The sequence below is a fragment of the Lentilactobacillus hilgardii genome (assembly GCF_009832765.1).
Classification (GTDB): domain Bacteria; phylum Bacillota; class Bacilli; order Lactobacillales; family Lactobacillaceae; genus Lentilactobacillus; species Lentilactobacillus hilgardii.
In genome coordinates this window covers 108,419-125,124 of record NZ_CP047121.1, presented here as the reverse complement: position 1 = coordinate 125,124, position 16,706 = coordinate 108,419, and the positions used below count along the sequence as shown (strand labels likewise).

The 16,706-nt window shown below is 41.2% G+C and carries 15 protein-coding genes and 1 other annotated feature; of the genes, 1 reads left to right on the top strand and 14 read right to left on the bottom strand.

Annotation, left to right across the window (positions count from 1 at the left end):
• Positions 1-114: 114 nt before the first annotated feature.
• From GQR93_RS00600 to GQR93_RS00540, 13 genes are all read right to left on the bottom strand, one after another.
• Complete coding sequence (locus GQR93_RS00600) at positions 115-534, bottom strand: GNAT family N-acetyltransferase (protein ID WP_003551241.1); 420 nt, start codon at positions 532-534, stop codon at positions 115-117.
• 16 nt (positions 535-550) lie between these two features.
• Positions 551-1,549: an NAD(P)-dependent oxidoreductase gene (locus GQR93_RS00595; RefSeq protein WP_003551239.1), complete on the bottom strand. Its 999-nt coding sequence runs from the start codon at positions 1,547-1,549 to the stop codon at positions 551-553.
• A complete protein-coding gene (locus GQR93_RS00590; protein WP_003551237.1) occupies positions 1,546-2,739 on the bottom strand; it encodes a pyridoxal phosphate-dependent aminotransferase in 1,194 nt (397 codons plus the stop codon). Before GQR93_RS00590 ends, GQR93_RS00595 begins: the two co-directional genes overlap by 4 nt.
• A gap of 9 nt (positions 2,740-2,748) precedes the next feature.
• Positions 2,749-3,921 (bottom strand): amidohydrolase, encoded by a 1,173-nt coding sequence (locus GQR93_RS00585; RefSeq protein WP_003551234.1) that lies wholly within the window; start codon positions 3,919-3,921, stop codon positions 2,749-2,751.
• Positions 3,914-5,218 carry an O-acetylhomoserine aminocarboxypropyltransferase/cysteine synthase family protein gene (locus GQR93_RS00580; RefSeq protein ID WP_003551232.1) on the bottom strand — a complete coding sequence of 435 codons (1,305 nt, stop codon included), beginning with the start codon at positions 5,216-5,218 and terminating at the stop codon, positions 3,914-3,916. Before GQR93_RS00580 ends, GQR93_RS00585 begins: the two co-directional genes overlap by 8 nt.
• Before the next feature lie 6 nt (positions 5,219-5,224).
• Positions 5,225-6,322 (bottom strand): Ldh family oxidoreductase, encoded by a 1,098-nt coding sequence (locus GQR93_RS00575; RefSeq protein WP_159298822.1) that lies wholly within the window; start codon positions 6,320-6,322, stop codon positions 5,225-5,227.
• 6 nt (positions 6,323-6,328) lie between these two features.
• Entirely contained in the window at positions 6,329-7,360 is a 1,032-nt protein-coding gene (locus tag GQR93_RS00570; RefSeq protein WP_187117499.1) for an ABC transporter substrate-binding protein, read from the bottom strand.
• A gap of 25 nt (positions 7,361-7,385) precedes the next feature.
• Positions 7,386-8,144: an ABC transporter ATP-binding protein gene (locus GQR93_RS00565; RefSeq protein WP_003551226.1), complete on the bottom strand. Its 759-nt coding sequence runs from the start codon at positions 8,142-8,144 to the stop codon at positions 7,386-7,388.
• A 16-nt stretch (positions 8,145-8,160) separates the two neighbouring features.
• Entirely contained in the window at positions 8,161-9,183 is a 1,023-nt protein-coding gene (locus GQR93_RS00560) for an ABC transporter permease (protein ID WP_003551224.1), read from the bottom strand.
• 12 nt (positions 9,184-9,195) lie between these two features.
• Positions 9,196-10,242 (bottom strand): ABC transporter substrate-binding protein, encoded by a 1,047-nt coding sequence (locus tag GQR93_RS00555; RefSeq protein ID WP_003551222.1) that lies wholly within the window; start codon positions 10,240-10,242, stop codon positions 9,196-9,198.
• Positions 10,243-10,299: 57 nt separating this feature from the next.
• Positions 10,300-10,536 (bottom strand) — a binding site (T-box leader).
• Positions 10,537-10,562: 26 nt separating this feature from the next.
• The gene (locus GQR93_RS00550; protein WP_003551220.1) at positions 10,563-11,741 is read right to left on the bottom strand and encodes a trans-sulfuration enzyme family protein; all 1,179 of its coding nucleotides are present in this window, start codon (positions 11,739-11,741) and stop codon (positions 10,563-10,565) included.
• Positions 11,742-12,125: 384 nt separating this feature from the next.
• The gene (locus tag GQR93_RS00545) at positions 12,126-13,127 is read right to left on the bottom strand and encodes a M48 family metalloprotease (RefSeq protein WP_003551217.1); all 1,002 of its coding nucleotides are present in this window, start codon (positions 13,125-13,127) and stop codon (positions 12,126-12,128) included.
• A 22-nt stretch (positions 13,128-13,149) separates the two neighbouring features.
• Entirely contained in the window at positions 13,150-13,701 is a 552-nt protein-coding gene (locus GQR93_RS00540) for a LemA family protein (RefSeq protein ID WP_035444201.1), read from the bottom strand.
• A 212-nt stretch (positions 13,702-13,913) separates the two neighbouring features.
• Here GQR93_RS00540 and GQR93_RS00535 point away from each other — a divergent pair, with 212 nt between their 5' ends.
• The gene (locus tag GQR93_RS00535; RefSeq protein WP_003551213.1) at positions 13,914-15,221 is read left to right on the top strand and encodes a M20/M25/M40 family metallo-hydrolase; all 1,308 of its coding nucleotides are present in this window, start codon (positions 13,914-13,916) and stop codon (positions 15,219-15,221) included.
• A gap of 96 nt (positions 15,222-15,317) precedes the next feature.
• Here the strand turns inward: GQR93_RS00535 and gdhA are convergent, their stop codons facing one another.
• Positions 15,318-16,664, bottom strand: coding sequence for an NADP-specific glutamate dehydrogenase (gdhA, locus tag GQR93_RS00530; protein ID WP_003551212.1), 1,347 nt, complete (start codon positions 16,662-16,664; stop codon positions 15,318-15,320).
• Positions 16,665-16,706: the final 42 nt, after the last annotated feature.

Here is a 16,706-nt window from a genome sequence, read left to right as displayed (position 1 = left end):
CACAATTCTACTTTCCTTTTCAATGCATTTTTTCTATCAATTTAATGTGGTTTTAATGTAACTCATTGAATTTTAATTGTCAAGTTGACTATTTCGACGTTTTAAGTATCAACCTTATAAGTCCAAATCTAAGTATTTTATATCTGGTCGTTCCTTAAATCCCTGATGCTTCCAAAAGTTTTTGCCCTCTTCATTACCAATGACAACAAATAAGCCGATTTTATCAATGCCTTTATTCTTAAATCCCGTTGTGACCCGATCAATTAATTGGGTTGAGAGATGCTGACCTTGATAGGATTTTGCAACTGCAACATGGTACAGATACCCCTTTCGGCCATCAGTTGCCCCCAAAGCGGTCCCGATAACCTTCTCATCATCAACTGCAACAAAACACAGATCGGGATTCTTGTTAATAACTCGAGCAATGCCCTGCTCTGAATTATCAAGTGAGGCCAAATTCATCCCCGGTACCGACTCCCAAAGTGCATATGCCGCAGCATAATCCGTCACCTTCATTTTTCTAATTTGAACCATTTCTTTAACTCCAATCCTAAAGCAAGATTTCGTGTTCACTATGTCGACCCTCAATAATAGCAAGTGTGTCATCCAATGACTGCTTGACCATATTTTCAACGGCTTTATCCGTAAAGAAACCGATATGAGGCGTTAATAACACGTTGGGTAGTTCTTTTAACGCGTTATATAATGGTTCCGGCGTTTTCTCGTCAAACTTTAAATTAAAAATATTAGTTTCATTCTCAACGACATCAAGTGCTGCTCCTGCGAGCTGTTTTTCATGAAGGGCAGCTAACAGGGCGTTTGTATTTACGACAGGCCCCCTTGAATCATTAATAAAGAATGTTGTATCCCGCATCAGGTCAAATTGTTTTTCACCAATCAAGTGGTAATTTTGTTTGGCATAGTAAACGTGAACCGTTACAATATCCGATTTACGATAAAGGTCTTCTTTCGAGGTATACGTTAAAATGCCTTTTAAATCATCTCTTGGAGACGCGATATCATTTCCAAGTACCGTTGCGCCCAACGCATGAAAGATTTTGGCAACTGTACCGCCAATTCGACCCACCCCGATAATGCCAATCGTTAATTCAGATAATTCGCGTGACCGTAACCCGTTTACCACATAATCGTTACGGTTAAGCCGTTGATTAAATTGGGGAATATGACGAATCAACTGCATCACTTGGGTTAGCACCAGTTCCGCCACGGCCGGCGGTGAATAAGACGGCACGTTTGTCACCCGCAGATTATTTTGCTTTGCCCAATTTAAGTTAGCTGAGTCAATGCCTGCAGATCGGGCTGATAGTTGTTTGATGCCAAAATCATGTAATTTTCGATATAAATCCGGTCGACTACTCAGAATACTTCGCTGCTTATAGTCGATACCGTCATAACCCTTTGCCCGATCAACCGTATCGTCATGTAATTCATATGGCACACTGTCAACTTGAATATGATGCTGATTTGCCCATTCATCAATAAAGAATTGCTCATCATCCCGAACGTGGTAAGCAAGAATTTTTGTCATGGTTTTAATACCTCCTTTTCTGACTGCCGTTTGACATATTCGGCTAACCTTTGGACTGCCAGCTGAAGGTTTTTCATACTTGTCGCATAACTAATTCTAAAGTAGGTCGAATGACCGTTTTCAAAAGCTTCACCCGGCACTACGGCAACAAGTGCATCTTGAGCCAACTGTTCAGCATATGCCATCGCCGTTCCTTGAAACGTCTTCGGTACTTGAACGTAAATATAGAACGCCCCTCTAGGAGAAACAAACTCATAGCCAATTTTTTCAAGTGCTTTGCATAAATAATCCCGTTTCCGATCGTAGACACCTTTCATTCGCCGAATATCCTGATCGCCAAATAGAAAGGCTTCGGTTGCTGCATCCATATTCGGTGTGCCAACGGTAGCAACATTAGCCTGATGAACCTTGGCGAGTTCTTTAATAACTGTCCTGTCCCCACATAGGTAACCGATTCGCCACCCGGTCATTGCATATGATTTGGACACGCTATTCACCAAAAGGGTTTGCTCCGGAAGATAGGTTGCGATCGAAACGTGTTCATCAAAATAAGCTAATTCACTGTATACCTCATCACTCAAAATAGCCACTTGGTAATTCCGCAAAACAGCTGCCAGTTCGCGAACTTCATTTGGTGTGTACGTAACACCCGTCGGATTGTTTGGATAATTGAGAACTACCATTTTTATTTTGTCGCCATACTGTGTCAAATAGCGGTCCAAAACATCAGGTGTCAATTTAAAGCCGGTTGATGAAACATCAACTTCAATCGGAATTCCGCCGCTCAACAATGTCAATGTATGGTATAAACTAAACGCCGGGGAACTAATAAGCACAGCATCCCCAGGCCCGATAATACCGTTAAAAACGGTACTAATAGCCTCACTAGCACCGTTAGTGACAACAATTTGATCATCAGGATCGTAATCCAATCCAAATCGGCTTGCCAGGTAATTACTAATCGCTGTCAGTAGTTCTTTGGTCCCCCGATTGGGCGCATAGTGGGTGCGATTATTTAAAATACTCTGGACCGCCGCCAGTTTAATATGGTCCGGCGTTTGAAAATCCGGTTCACCAATTGTTAAATTAACGATATCGGGAATTTGTCCGAACCGATTGTTAATTTGCCGAATCAGTGATGGTGCAACCTTATGCAGATCATTTTTAATTAAGGACGAAATATCAATCATCCAACCACCTCATTTTGAATTAAAGTAAGTCAATAAACTGTTTGCACTTTGGACAAAATAATCAATTGCAGCAGAAATGGTTTCATCTTCGCCAACAAAACCCGGATCATGTAAATCCGAAGCATTTGGACGGCCGTTTGACCCGATAAATGCAAAGGTTCCGGGGATTTGTGCTTCAAACGTTGCAAAATCCTCACCTGTCATTGTCAACTCGGGCTTAATGACCTTAGCTTTTAACCCACTCTTAACAACGGCTGTAATTGTAGGATCATTTTTAATCGGGTAAGCGCCAACGCTCCAATCAATATCAGCCGTTTGCTCATAGGCATCAGCGATACCATTTACAATTGAATAAAATCGTTTTTTTACCAATGCCGTATTTTCATCTGAGAATGTCCGGACTGTCCCCTCAAGCGTTGCAACGCCGGGTAGTACATTCCAGGTTTTACCGGCGCGAACTTTTGTCACACTCACGACTACTGCATCAAAGGGATTATTACTTCGACTAACAATGGTCTGCAGCTGAGAAATAATTGCCGCTTGAGTAATAATTGGATCCTTTCCTTTTTCAGGTCTGGCACCATGTGAACCCGCACCATGAATGGTCACTAGGAATCGATAGCATCCCGCCATCAAAGGACCGGCTTGCAACGCAATTTGTCCTACCGGCAGATTAGGGTTGTTATGGAACCCGACAATCCCCCGTACGCCATCCAAAACATGCTTGGCCAATACCTGATCACCACCATGACCAGCCTCTTCAGCCGGCTGAAACAATAATCTGACCGTTCCCTTCAACGTTTCTTTTTGTGCATTTAAAACATAAGCAGCACCGAGTAAACTTGAAAAGTGAAGATCGTGACCACAAGCATGCATAACACCGGGATTTTCAGACTTAAAAGACAAATCGGTTTGTTCCTGAACCGGTAACGCATCAATGTCGGCACGCAGCGCAATCATTGGTCCGGGTTGACCGCCTTTTATTTCAGCCAATAAACCGGTATCCAAATCCGTTGGAACAATTGAAATTCCCCAATTTGAAAGAATTGCCGCAATCTGCTTGGTTGTTTCAAATTCCTGATTGGACAGTTCTGGATGACGATGGAATTGATGTCTCAGGTTAATAATTTCTGGTAGAATATTGGTCTTTGTGTCAATCGTCAAAAGATTCACCTCATTCAAATGCTGTTTTAATTGCTTGATCCAAGTCGCTGATTAAATCGTCACTATCCTCAAGTCCAATTGACAATCTAAGCAATTGATCCGTAATGTGACTGGCTGCTCGACGATCCTCGGGCACCTCTCGATGCGTAATTTTAATTGGGTTGACAATCAGTGACCGACTATCACCTACATTTGGTAAATACAGAAATAACTTAACCGCATCGACAACTTTCTTTGTCTGCTCAGCTGTCCCGTTCAACTCAAAGGACAGCACAGTTCCGATTCCTTTTGGAAAGTACTTTTTAGCCAAAGAATACTGGGATGAATCAGGTAATCCGGTATAATAAACCGCTTTTACATGTGGATTTTTCTCCAAATAGTTGGCAATTTTTAAGCTGGTTGCCACTTCCTTATCCAGCCGTTCGGAAATTGTTTCCAACCCGACCAACTCCAGATAAGCATCGAATGGTCCTAAAACCGCGCCCATTAGGCGAAGATACTTCATCCGAATTCGTTTGATAAACGCTTGGTTTTTAAAGACGGTCGTATAACTATAATTTTCTGGATGTTCCGCACTTTTCAAAATAAATTCATTTTCCTGGAACTGTGGAAATTGACTATTTTCCCAGTCAAAATGCCCACCATCAATAATCACACCTGACACAACGTTGCCATGCCCACTGATTCCTTTTGTAGATGAATAAACGACAATATCTGCACCATACTGAATTGGTTTGAACAAATAAGGCGTTGAAAAAGTATTATCAACAATGAGTGGAATATGAGCCTCATGAGCAATTCGGGCCAATTTTTCCACATCCGAAATCTCTGTTGTCGGGTTTGCAACACTTTCTACATAAATTGCCTTTGTATCAGGTTGAATCAATGACTTTACCTCGTCAAAATCATTAATATTGCCAACCAAATCAAAATTAATGCCATATTTTGGAAAAAGTGTTTCAAATTCATCCAGTGCCGCACCATAAATGTCATATGGTGCAATAATTCTACCACCGCCTTCTGCAACGTTTAAAATGGCATAAGTAATTGCGGCCATGCCTGAGCCAACAGCAACTGCCTCCGTGCCACCATCCAATGCCGCCAGTCGTCTTTCAAGGACGCCAACCGTTGGATTGCCAACCCGAGAATACATATAAGCATCAGGAACGGTTCCCTGAGCGACGGCCTCGCCTCTTTCTGCGGAACCCAGTGCAAAAGCGACATTCTGATAAATTGGAACCGTTGCGGAATTGTTATGCTTGGCCGGATCATATCCGCCGTGAATTCGTAATGTATCAAATTTTTCTTCAGTCAAACCTGATCACTCCCTGATTGTATTTGAAGTTACCAACTCGGAAACACCAAGCCGATCAGCAATTTCATTCACTTCGTTTAACGTTTTTTCGTCAACAACAACACCGTTAGTCTGATTTTTATCATAGTTTTGAATTTCTTTATCTCCGGGAATTGTAATCTCGTCGTCAGGTAAATGGTCTAAATGACGCATTCTTTCCAGCATGTCTGATAAAGATCCTTCAATATCATCAAGACTCCCAAATAACGTCGGATCAAGTGCCAGAAAAAAATGACTAATATCATGATTCTTATTCCCAAGATCGGCAGAAATCGACCCTTGAGCCAAAATCGATGTTAAACACTCAACGATTAAAGAAATACCAAATCCCTTATAGTTTGAATTGGCCTCATCAAGTCCTCCCAATGGCAAAATGCCACCCAGTCGATGCGCTCGTGAAAGTTCATCAAGAATTGTCTGCGGATCATTTTGCTGTTCACGGTTCCCATCAATCGCCCATTCTCCGGGTACCTGTCGGTTATTTTTCAGCAAAACCTCGATTTTCCCAAGAGAAACGGTTGACGTTGCCGCATCAAATACAAACGACCCCGTCCTGGTCGGAAACGCAAACGCAAGTGGATTACTACCCAAGAATGGTTGCCTTGCATGTGGCGGTACCAGTAACGGGTTAGTATTTGTAGATGTAATCCCGATCAGTCCTTTCTTGGCAGCCATTCTGGCGTAATACCCAGCAGCACCAAAATGATTAGAGTTCCGTACAATTCCAATTGCAAGGCCATGACGCTGTGCCTTATTAATGATATGATCCATCGCAAATACTGATACGAGCTGACCCATTGTGTGATTGGCATCTACTAAAACACTGGTTTTCGTTTGATTGAGCACCGTCCATTTATTGTAAGGGATAATATACTTTGATCTGATTTTTCGGTCATACATGGCAAGCCGTTGGACACCATGCGATGTAATGCCGCGTAAATCGGCATCAACCAGGGTATCGGCAATTAAAGCACTGTCTTTGCGTGAAAAGCCATAACCGTTGTATATCCGTTCAATAAACTGTTTTTCTTTTGACACTTTTATTCTCACACTGGTCACCTCCATCAATATTTAGCCATCGTAATATGCTTTATTTACCAGTTGCTTAACATTTGTATCGGATTTTAAAAATCCTGCTTGCTTTAATTGATTTGCATAGTAAGTCACGTCGGCTTTACCCTTTGATTTTTTCAACCCAAAATGGTAGCTGGCAATCAAATTAGACACATTTTTCTGATTAACAAATTTACTGGATGAAACATATTTCTTGTTTAATAAAATTGAAGCGGTTTGCTGTGGATGCTTGTTGATCCAGTCAGCAGCCTCCTGATAAGCTTTAACAATCGCTTTAGCTTTCTTCGGATTTTGTTTGGTCAGTTTATCAGCAAGGTATAAGTAACAACAGGAACCATCCTTTTTCATGCCCATTTTTGCCATTTCATTATTTCCGGCATGATTGTTATTATCAACAATTACCCGGAAATGATCTTCTTTGATTGCTTGATAGGCGTATGGATCAACATTTCCAATTGCATCTACTTGACCCTTTTGGGCTGCCTTGGCTAATAAGTCATAATCGTAAGTTTTCCATGTGACACCTGTTTTAGGATCAATTCCTGCATGCTGGAGCGCAATCGAAGCAACAAATTGAGGTGTTGATCCCTGCCCTGGAGTCGCAATGGTTTTGTCTTTCAAATCTTTAACGGATTTAATAGACGAGTTCTTTGGGACCAGTACCTGAATACAACCTTGATGAATACCACCTGCAGCTTGAATTTGAGCACCATTTTGAATTGCCGGCAAATATTGAAAATCTCCATTTAATGCATCATATTTACCACTGGCAAAACCAGCTTCCAAATCAGCAATATTGGTTGGCTTGGCAACCAGATTTGCTTTAATGCCGTTTTTCTTGAAAAACCCTTTTTCGTAGGCAATATAGTTAGGAGCACCACAAATAGATCCATTCTTTGCCGGAATTGTAATTGTTCCGTTCTTATAACCCTTCGTTGAATCAGCACTTTGTTTATTGCCACAGCCTGCAAGACCACCGGCAACCAGTAACAACCCTAATGCACTGATAATGATATGTTTTACTTTCAAATACGCCACTCCTCAAATAATGTATTTAGTTCTCTGCAACCCCAAAATTCAATTTATCTTGAATTTCTCTTCTAAATTCCAAAAACTGATTACTTGTTCGATCTCTTGGAAAGGTAAGCGGATTGCTAACGATTTCCTTAATTCTGCCAGGTCTCGGTGTCATGACAACAATGCGGGTTCCTAAATAAATCGCTTCATCAATATCATGTGTAACCAAAATCATTGTTGTTTTAGTCTGCTTCCATACCCGCTGAATAACGTCCTGAACATCGGCCCTTGTGAAAGCATCCAATGCTCCCATCGGCTCATCGAGTAATAATAATTCCGGTCTTAAGACAATTGACCTTGCCAGAGCTGCCCGCTGTGCCATTCCCCCTGAAACTTGATGGGGATAAGCCGACTCAAACCCTTTCAATCCCATTAACTCAATGTAGTGGTCCACCAATTTTTTATCATAATGCCTACCATGGACAGCCTTTAAACCTGAACTAATATTTTCCCTGATTGTTTCCCAAGGAAAAAGGCTACCATGTTGAAAGACGTAACCTCTTGATACATCGGGACGGGTAATCAACTGGTCATCAATTGTTACTTTGCCTTCCTCCGGCCGATCCAATCCTGAAATAAGTCGTAGCAATGTCGTTTTCCCGCAACCAGACGGACCAATGATTGAAATGAATTCACCAGATCCGACACTTAGATTAATGTCTTCCAAAACATTAATCCGCTGACCGGCATTATCATGCAGGATTCGATTAACGTTTTGGACAGAGAGTTGAACCATAGGACATCTTCCCTTCTTAATTTGATCGTTGACGCCAACGAAGTGCGTACTCTTGTAATTTATTTAAAAAGCTAAAAATAACTGAGAACAACACCGCCATAATGACAATGGCTGCGTACACCTGCGTATAGTTACCGACACCTTTAGCCCAGTTGATGTACCAGCCAAGCCCAACTTTTGCGCCAATCATTTCAGAAATAACCAACATCGTAAATGAAAGGCCCATCGCTGTGAAGATACCAATAAAGATATTTGGTAACGCACCGGGGATTACGACTTTTCGAAGAATTTGAAATTCTGAAAAGCCCAATGTCTTAGCAGATTCAAAATAATCCGTTGAAATACTCTGAACGCCTCCAATCGTCATAAACGCAACCGGAAACCAAACCGCAAACGCAATTAAAAAGATTTCTGCCATGTAACTGGTCGGAAAAATGACCATCGTTAGGGGCATCCAGGCAGCCGCCGGAATAATCCCAATAACTTTCAGGAAGGGAAATGACCAGTAATTAAACTGTCTATAACGTCCCATAAAGAGCCCCAGGACAACACCAATCAACGTCCCGATAATAAAACTAATCAGCCATAATCCAAGTGACGACCACGTTGATTCGATCAATAGCTTTTGATCTGTTTTTATCTGATCAAGAATTTGAGCAAAACTAACAAAAAATGGTAATTTAATGACTGCAAATTTCTCTGTTAATAAGTCTTGCCCAATAAGCAAGAGACCCAAAACTGCATTTAGCTGTGCAAAATGTCCGCCATACACTCTAATCCTGCCATGAACAACGGCCCCAATAACATAGACGGCAACTAAATAAATAAAGTAAGCAATCAGAAACCATTTGTACGCGCCGTTATTAACCAACTCCTGGGATGGTACCAATTGGTTTTCAACATAGGCAGCTATAACGGCAGCCAAACTCAAAATATTCCAGCTGGTTCGCCATGGCTTCCAATATTTAGTTTCTGCTTTATCCTGTTTAACAGCTTTACTGCGCTGCTTTTTAGATAACGTGACAGCATCTAACATCATTTATCCCCCAATCTAGTTTCCTAATTTTGGATTCCAGTAAGCTTGTTTCAATAATTGTGCATTTTTGGTATCTTTTTTCAGGTAACCCGCCTGTTTTAACTGACTGATATAATAATTCAAATCCGATTTACCTTTGGTTAAATTTAAATCGAAATGTTCGTCTTTAATGATTTGTGATACGTTGGCGACGTTAATGAATTTCGTTTTTGAAACATATCCCTTATTCAATTCAATTTTGGCTGTTTCTTCCGGATGTTTGTTAATCCATGCCGCAGCTTCCTGATATGACTTCACAATTGCCTTGGCTTTTTTGCTATTGGATTGAATTAATTTATTAGAGAGATACAGGTAACAGCAAGACCCTTTTTTCTTCATACCCATTTTGGCCATAGCATTATTGCCGTTATCATTATTGTTGTCGACAATGGTTTTGAATCCATCTTGTTTTTGTGCTTGATAAGCATATGGATCAACTGTTCCGATGGCATCAACCTCACCTTTTTGGGCAGCCTTCGCCAACAAATCGGTACTAAAGACCTTCCATGTCACATCCTTTTTAGGATCAAGTCCCGCATGCTGTAGTGCAATCGATGTCACATATTGTGGTGTTGATCCTTGTGCCGGAATCCCAATGGTTTTTCCCTTTAAATCCTTGACACTTTTAATATTGGAATTCTTTGGTACCAATAATTTAATACAACCTTGATGAATCCCGCCGGCAGCCTTAATCTGGGCACCATTTTGAATAGCCGGCAAATACTGAAAATCGCCATTTTGAGCATCATACTTACCACTGGCAAAACCAGCTTCAAGATCACTAATATCTCGAGGATTGGCAACCAAATTTGCTTTTAATCCATTCTTCTTGAAAAATCCCTTTTCATAAGCAATGTAATTTGGTGCATTACAGATAGACCCGTCCTTTGCAGGAATCGTCACTGATCCATATTTGTAATCTTTAGTTGCCTGTTGTTTAGCAGAATTGCTCCCACATCCTGCCAAAGTTAATGTCACTGCCAATACACCAACGATACTTCCCAATACTTTCTTGTAATTCATGACTAACGATCTCCCCAACTCATTTTATGTTTTAAAAAACGCCCTCTGTCTTCACGACATAAGGACGTTTTTCACGTGTTGCCACCTTTGTTCGGGTTCCTTTTCACAAAGAAACCCCTCAGTAAGAAATTAACTTTCTCAAACCGGATAACGGCGGCAGCCGATCATACCTAAACTAGTCGATATGGTGTATACGCTCACGAACCATATTCAGTCATTATCAGATACCGGTTTTCAGCAACTCCGGCTCTCTTAAAACCAATAAAAACTTACTCATTCGCTCAACACGTCAATCAATCTTTTCTGCAAAATAGCATCAACTATCTACCGGATGATTCTTCGATGACTTTGTCTTTTGACAGCTGATCAAGGCTTTGTGATAAGTCGTGAATTAAATCCTTTGGATCTTCAATACCAACAGATAGTCTGACCAGTTGATGGGTAATACCCGCCTCCAACTGTTCTTCCGGCGATAATTCCGCATGGGTCATTTTGTAAGGAAGCTCAATTAAGCTTTCAACAGCGCCCAAACTAACAGCTAGTTGAATTAAATTCAGATTCTCGACAAACTCAGTAGTCTTTAGTCCCTTTTTCAATTCAAATGACACAATCCCACCATAACCATTCGTTTCAGCGGTCGCAATTTCATAATCTTTTGACCCTTCAATCCCTGGATAATAAATCTTAGAAACTTCTGGTCGATTTTGAAGAAACGCAACAATTTTGGCAGCATTACTCAAATGGCGGTCCAATCGAACGGCCAAGGTTTGGATCCCTCGCCGGATTAAATTCGAATCTTCAGGGGAAAGCACAGCACCAACCCCGTTTTGGTTAAAGTAAATCCGATCGGCAATGGCTTTATCTTTAGCAACCGCGATTCCAGCAACCACATCCGAATGGCCACCTAAATATTTTGTAGCAGAATGAACCACGATATCGGCACCAAGATCCAATGGACGCTGTAGATAAGGAGTTAGAAATGTGTTGTCAACAATCGTCAGCAGATGATGTGCCTTGGCAACCTTGGAAATAGCCTTTACGCTAGTAACTTTCAATAATGGATTTGTAAATGTTTCAAAATAAATTGCTTTGGTATTCGGCTGAATCGCTTTTTCAACCTCATCCAAATTTTGCGTGTCAACTTCGGTAAACTTCAGATCCCAACGTTTAAAAAACTGGTTAATTAACCGAAATGTACCGCCATAAATCGTGTTACCAATAATAATATGATCCCCAGGAGAAAAGATTGACAGAACGGCATGAATTGCCGACAAACCAGATGAAAATGCAAATCCCTGAGTACCATTCTCAAGTGCTGCCAACTGATCCTCCAGGTAGTTTCGTGTTGGATTGCCAGAGCGTGCATAATCCCAGGTTATTTTAGAATCAACTTTTGGAAAAATATAAGTAGATGAATTGTATATTGGCACATTAACCGCACCGGTTTGATTATCATGCTGCGATTGACCGTGAACTAACTTTGTATCGAATTCAGACATATGATTTCCTCGCTTTCCAAACAAAAAAGTCGTCCCCGTACAGAATAATCTGCACAGGGACGACTTTTAATCGTGTTACCACCCGTTTATTCGCATCGATGTTACCATCGCTGCCTCTAAGGCACAAACATGCCCGGAATTTTATCGTGTTTCCCACGTACCGCAAGCTTTCACTTTTGATAATTGCTCAGAGTTCATCTTCAAGAAATGTTCCTGTCCACCCTTTCACCAACAGTGGTCGCTCTACAACACTACTAATTTCTCTACTCTTCTCTTCGTCGCAAGTAAGTATTAGAATTTAATTAAATTTCTTGCCATGAATATTACCGCGTCAAAGAGAGACTGTCAAGATAAATTGAAAAAAGATTTAAAAATAAAATCGAGTTAATGTTCACCTAATAGCCGCTTAAGCCGATCAATCCGCTCATCTAGTGGCGGATGGGTATCAAATAGTTTAACTAAAAATGGTGTTTGCCCATGTTTATTGGTTGGTTCATTGATATAAAGAGCGGCACCTTTGGCTTCAGGGTTTTTCATCGGTGTTGAATCATCCTTTAACGCCTCTAAAGCGTCAATTAATCCTTGAGGATCCCGGGTAAGGTTGACGCCTGAAACATCGGCCAACGATTCTCGCTGTCTGGAAACTGCGAATTGCATGATTTGAGCAATTGGAACCCCAATGATTTTGACAATCCAACCACCAAGCCACACGATAAATCCAAACGCCAAAACAGCCAACCAAAAATAACTGGAATCTTTGGAATCCCGATCACGACTACCACCTCCAAAGAATCCAAGCCAATTGCCACCCCGCATCATACTAATGCCGGCAATGATCATAACGGCACCGGCACCGGCAATGAAAGTCGTCAATGCAACTGTAATCGATGAAACTCGAATATCATAATTTTTGATATGAGAAATTTCATGCGCCAAAACGCCTTCAAGTTCCTCTCGATTCATCATTTCTCGCAATCCGCTTGTCACAGCTACGGCAGCGTGCTGCGGATCACGACCGGTCGCAAACGCATTGGGCGCTTGTTCATCCATCATGTAAATATCGGGTGTCGGAATATGAGCAGCCAATGAAAGATCGCTAACAATGTTAAACAACGTTGGATCGTCTGACTCCTGAAGCTGACGGGCTTTGCTGGATCTCATCAAGATATTTGTGACACTCATATAGACGAAAAATGTATAAATAGCAGCACCGACCAGAAACCCCAGCATGGTATATATTGGCACCATTATATCAGCTTGATCGCTTTGGTAAGCAAAAATCAAACCAAGTAAAAAGCCAATCACAGCAATTAAAAAGATAAACCCTGCGAGTACCAGCCAAGTGCGTCTTCGGTTTTGTATAATTTGTTGATTAATCGTTTCCATTTTATGAAACCCCTCTTAAAACCTAGAATTTCATCTTAGGAACTTCTTTAGAGCCCTCTGGTGCTTCCAAATAATCACGAACCGGGAAGTTTCCGAATTTGGAAACCAGGTTACTTGGAAAAGTCTGTAGTTTATTATTGTAGGCCATCACGTTACTGTTATAGTTTTGACGAGAAAAGGCGACTTTGTTCTCGGTATTCGTTAATTCTTCCTGTAACGATAGGAAGTTTTGATTTGCTTTCAAGTCCGGATAATTTTCAGAGACCGCAAACAAATGATTCAAAGCACCGGTTAATTGATTGTCAGCTTTAACTTTATCTGACAAGCTGGCACTTGGATCCGAAATAGCAGCTCGCATTTGAGTAACTGTTGCTAACGTTTCCCGTTCATGTTTAGCATAACCTTTAACCGTTTCAAGCAGATTGGGTAGTAAGTCGGCTCGTCGTTGTAATTGAACATCAATTTGACTTGCTGCTTCATCGACCAAGTTTCGCTGAGAAACGATGCCGTTATATAAAACTACAATCATTAAAATAATAATGATTAAAATGACACCCAGTATAATCCATGTCATCGCAATTCCTCCTTGTGTTTGTTTGCTAATAAACATACCATACCCTAACCAGAATGCAACGTTGCACGGACGATTGTTACATTAATTTAAACGCCGCATGGTCTTTGTCTGACTTTCTTAATTGACATTCCGGTTAGAAATTGGGACAATGATCGAAAGCTGTTCTCTAATCAAATTCTAAGATTTTTATGCCTAATAACACCTAATATTATATGCCACTTAACGATGACACATATCATAGAAAGCATGGAGTCGATATTTTTATGAAAGAAAAAGATAAAATTCAAATTGTCCGTGACCTGATTGCCATTCGCACCGTTAATGATAATGAACAACAAGCAGCTGATTATTTAGTTAGCCTGCTTCATAAACACGGAATCGCCGCCAAATCAATTATCCAATTCCCTGGGCGAAGCAACGTTGTCGCCGAAATTGGTGATGGTCAACATCCTAAATTAGGTTTCAGTGGTCATTTGGATACCGTTCACGAAGGCCAATTAAGTACTTGGAAAACACCGCCTTTTGAGGCAACACTTAAGGACGGACGGATTTACGGGCGGGGCACTTCTGATATGAAGGCCGGGCTGGCTCAATTTATCATCACAATGATTGACCTTCACGATCAGAACCTTCCTAAGCACGGAACACTCCGACTTCTTGCAACAATTTCAGAAGAATTAACCGAAGAAGGGGCCGCTTTTTTATCTAATGAAGGATATGGCGATGATCTCGATGCCATGCTTTTTTCAGAACCAACCGGTGTCCCGACTGATCAGTTGGATACTTATTTTTCGAGCGGTGCTGCCATAATCTCTCCCAAAAAGCTTGATGAGTTATACACGGCGCTTGAAGATTCAAGTGCACCTGAACAGCACTTCATTATAAACGCCCATAAGGGATGGATGAGTTATACGGTTACTTCTCACGGAAAAGCGGCACATAGTTCAATGCCAAAACTGGGCATTAACGCAATTGACAATCTAGTTCAATACTATATTGCGGAAAAAGCCCTTTATCATTCCCTAACCGAACGAAATCCAAACTTGGGAAAAACAGTTTATGCACCCGATGTTTTTATAGGCGGCAAGCAGGTAAATAGTATTCCGGATCTTGCTTACGAAAAAGTTAAGGTTCGAACAATTCCGGAACTACCAAACGAAAAGTTGGTTCACAAACTTCAAGAACTTGTTCGTGAACTCAATAAGAAGCCTAACTTTGATTTGAAGCTGGACGTGGAGCAAAGCGAAAACCCCGTTGCAAACAGGGGCACGAACCAGTTAGCGACTATACTGCAAGCACACGCAAAAGCCACGCTTCGTGAAGCACTCCCTTTACCAACTATTGGATCATCAATGGGTACTGATGCTTCAGAGTTCCGCCGGCATAATTCAACTGGCGAATTCTTAATTATTGGTCCCGGTAACACAACTGCCCATCAATCAAACGAATATGTTGAAATTGCAACATTCTTAAATATGCAACAACTATTCAAACAAGTCGCGATAGCCTATCTTAACTAAATAGTCAGCGAAATAATAGCGGTCAGGCAAATAGTAAACTTGCCTGACCGCTATTATTTTATCGCACCAAACTTTGAATGCAGGAAAAAAGTACCCTTAAACAAGCCCCTGAGCCATCATTGTTTGTGCCACTTTTTCAAAGCCGGCAATGTTCGCACCTGCTTGGTAATCCTGATTTAATTGATATTCTTTATCTGCAGCTTCAGATATTTCGAAGATATTGTCCATAATATCATGAAGCCGATTATCAACGGTTTCAAAGCTCCACGAGAGCCGTTCACTATTCTGACTCATTTCCAAAGCTGAAACAGCAACACCACCCGCATTAGCAGCCTTTGCCGGCCCGTAATAAATATTATTATCACGATATGTTGCAATTGCATCGGGAACACTTGGCATATTTGCACCTTCACAGACATACTTTACCCGATCCTTGGCAATTAATTTTGCCTGATCTTTACTGATTTCATTTTGAGTTGCACAAGGCAGGGCAATGTCATAGTTGATATCAAAGTCCCAGACAGATCCGTCGTGATACTCAGCCGTTTCAACCCGTTGCGCATATTCCTTGATGCGCCCTCTTTCTACCTCTTTGATTTGCTTAACAAGCTTAAAGTCGATACCGTTTGGATCGTACACATAACCATCAGAATCGGAGCAGGTAATAACGGTTGCCCCATATTCAGTTGCCTTTTGAATCGCATAGGTCGCAACATTTCCAGCGCCAGACACTTTAATTTTCTTATTAGTTAGCGTGTCTCCCAACGCCTTAAGCATCGCATGCGTGTAATACAGAAGGCCAAATCCGGTTGCTTCTGGTCGGGCAAGGCTTCCACCAAAAGTCAGTCCTTTACCTGTTAAAACACCATTTTGGTAACCGTTTAAACGTTTATAAGCACCAAATAAGAAACCGATTTCGCGTCCGCCAACGCCAATATCACCAGCCGGCACATCCAAATCCGGACCAATATGGCGCTGCAATTCGGTCATGAAGCTTTGACAAAATCGCATCACTTCAGAGTCTGATTTACCCTTCGGATTGAAATCGCTGCCACCTTTAGCACCACCGATTGGCAAACCAGTCAGGCTGTTTTTCAAAACCTGTTCGAACCCCAAAAATTTTACAACATCTAAACTAACACTAGGGTGTAATCTTAGGCCGCCCTTATAAGGACCAATTGCAGAATTGAATTGAACTCTAAAACCGCGGTTAACATGGAATTGACCATCATCAGATTGCCAAGGCACCCGAAATTGAATTGCCCTTTCAGGTTCAACCAATCTTTCCAATAAATTGGCTTTGATGTACTCCGGATGTTTATCTAAAACCGGCTCCAAAGTATCCAAAACGGTAAAAGCCGCTTCCTGAAACTCTGTTTGATTTGGATCACGACGTTGAATTGTATCCTTAACTGATTCAATGTAAGATTTTGCATTACTCACAAGAACGACCCACTTTCTGTCAAAATATTTTTTGATATAAAT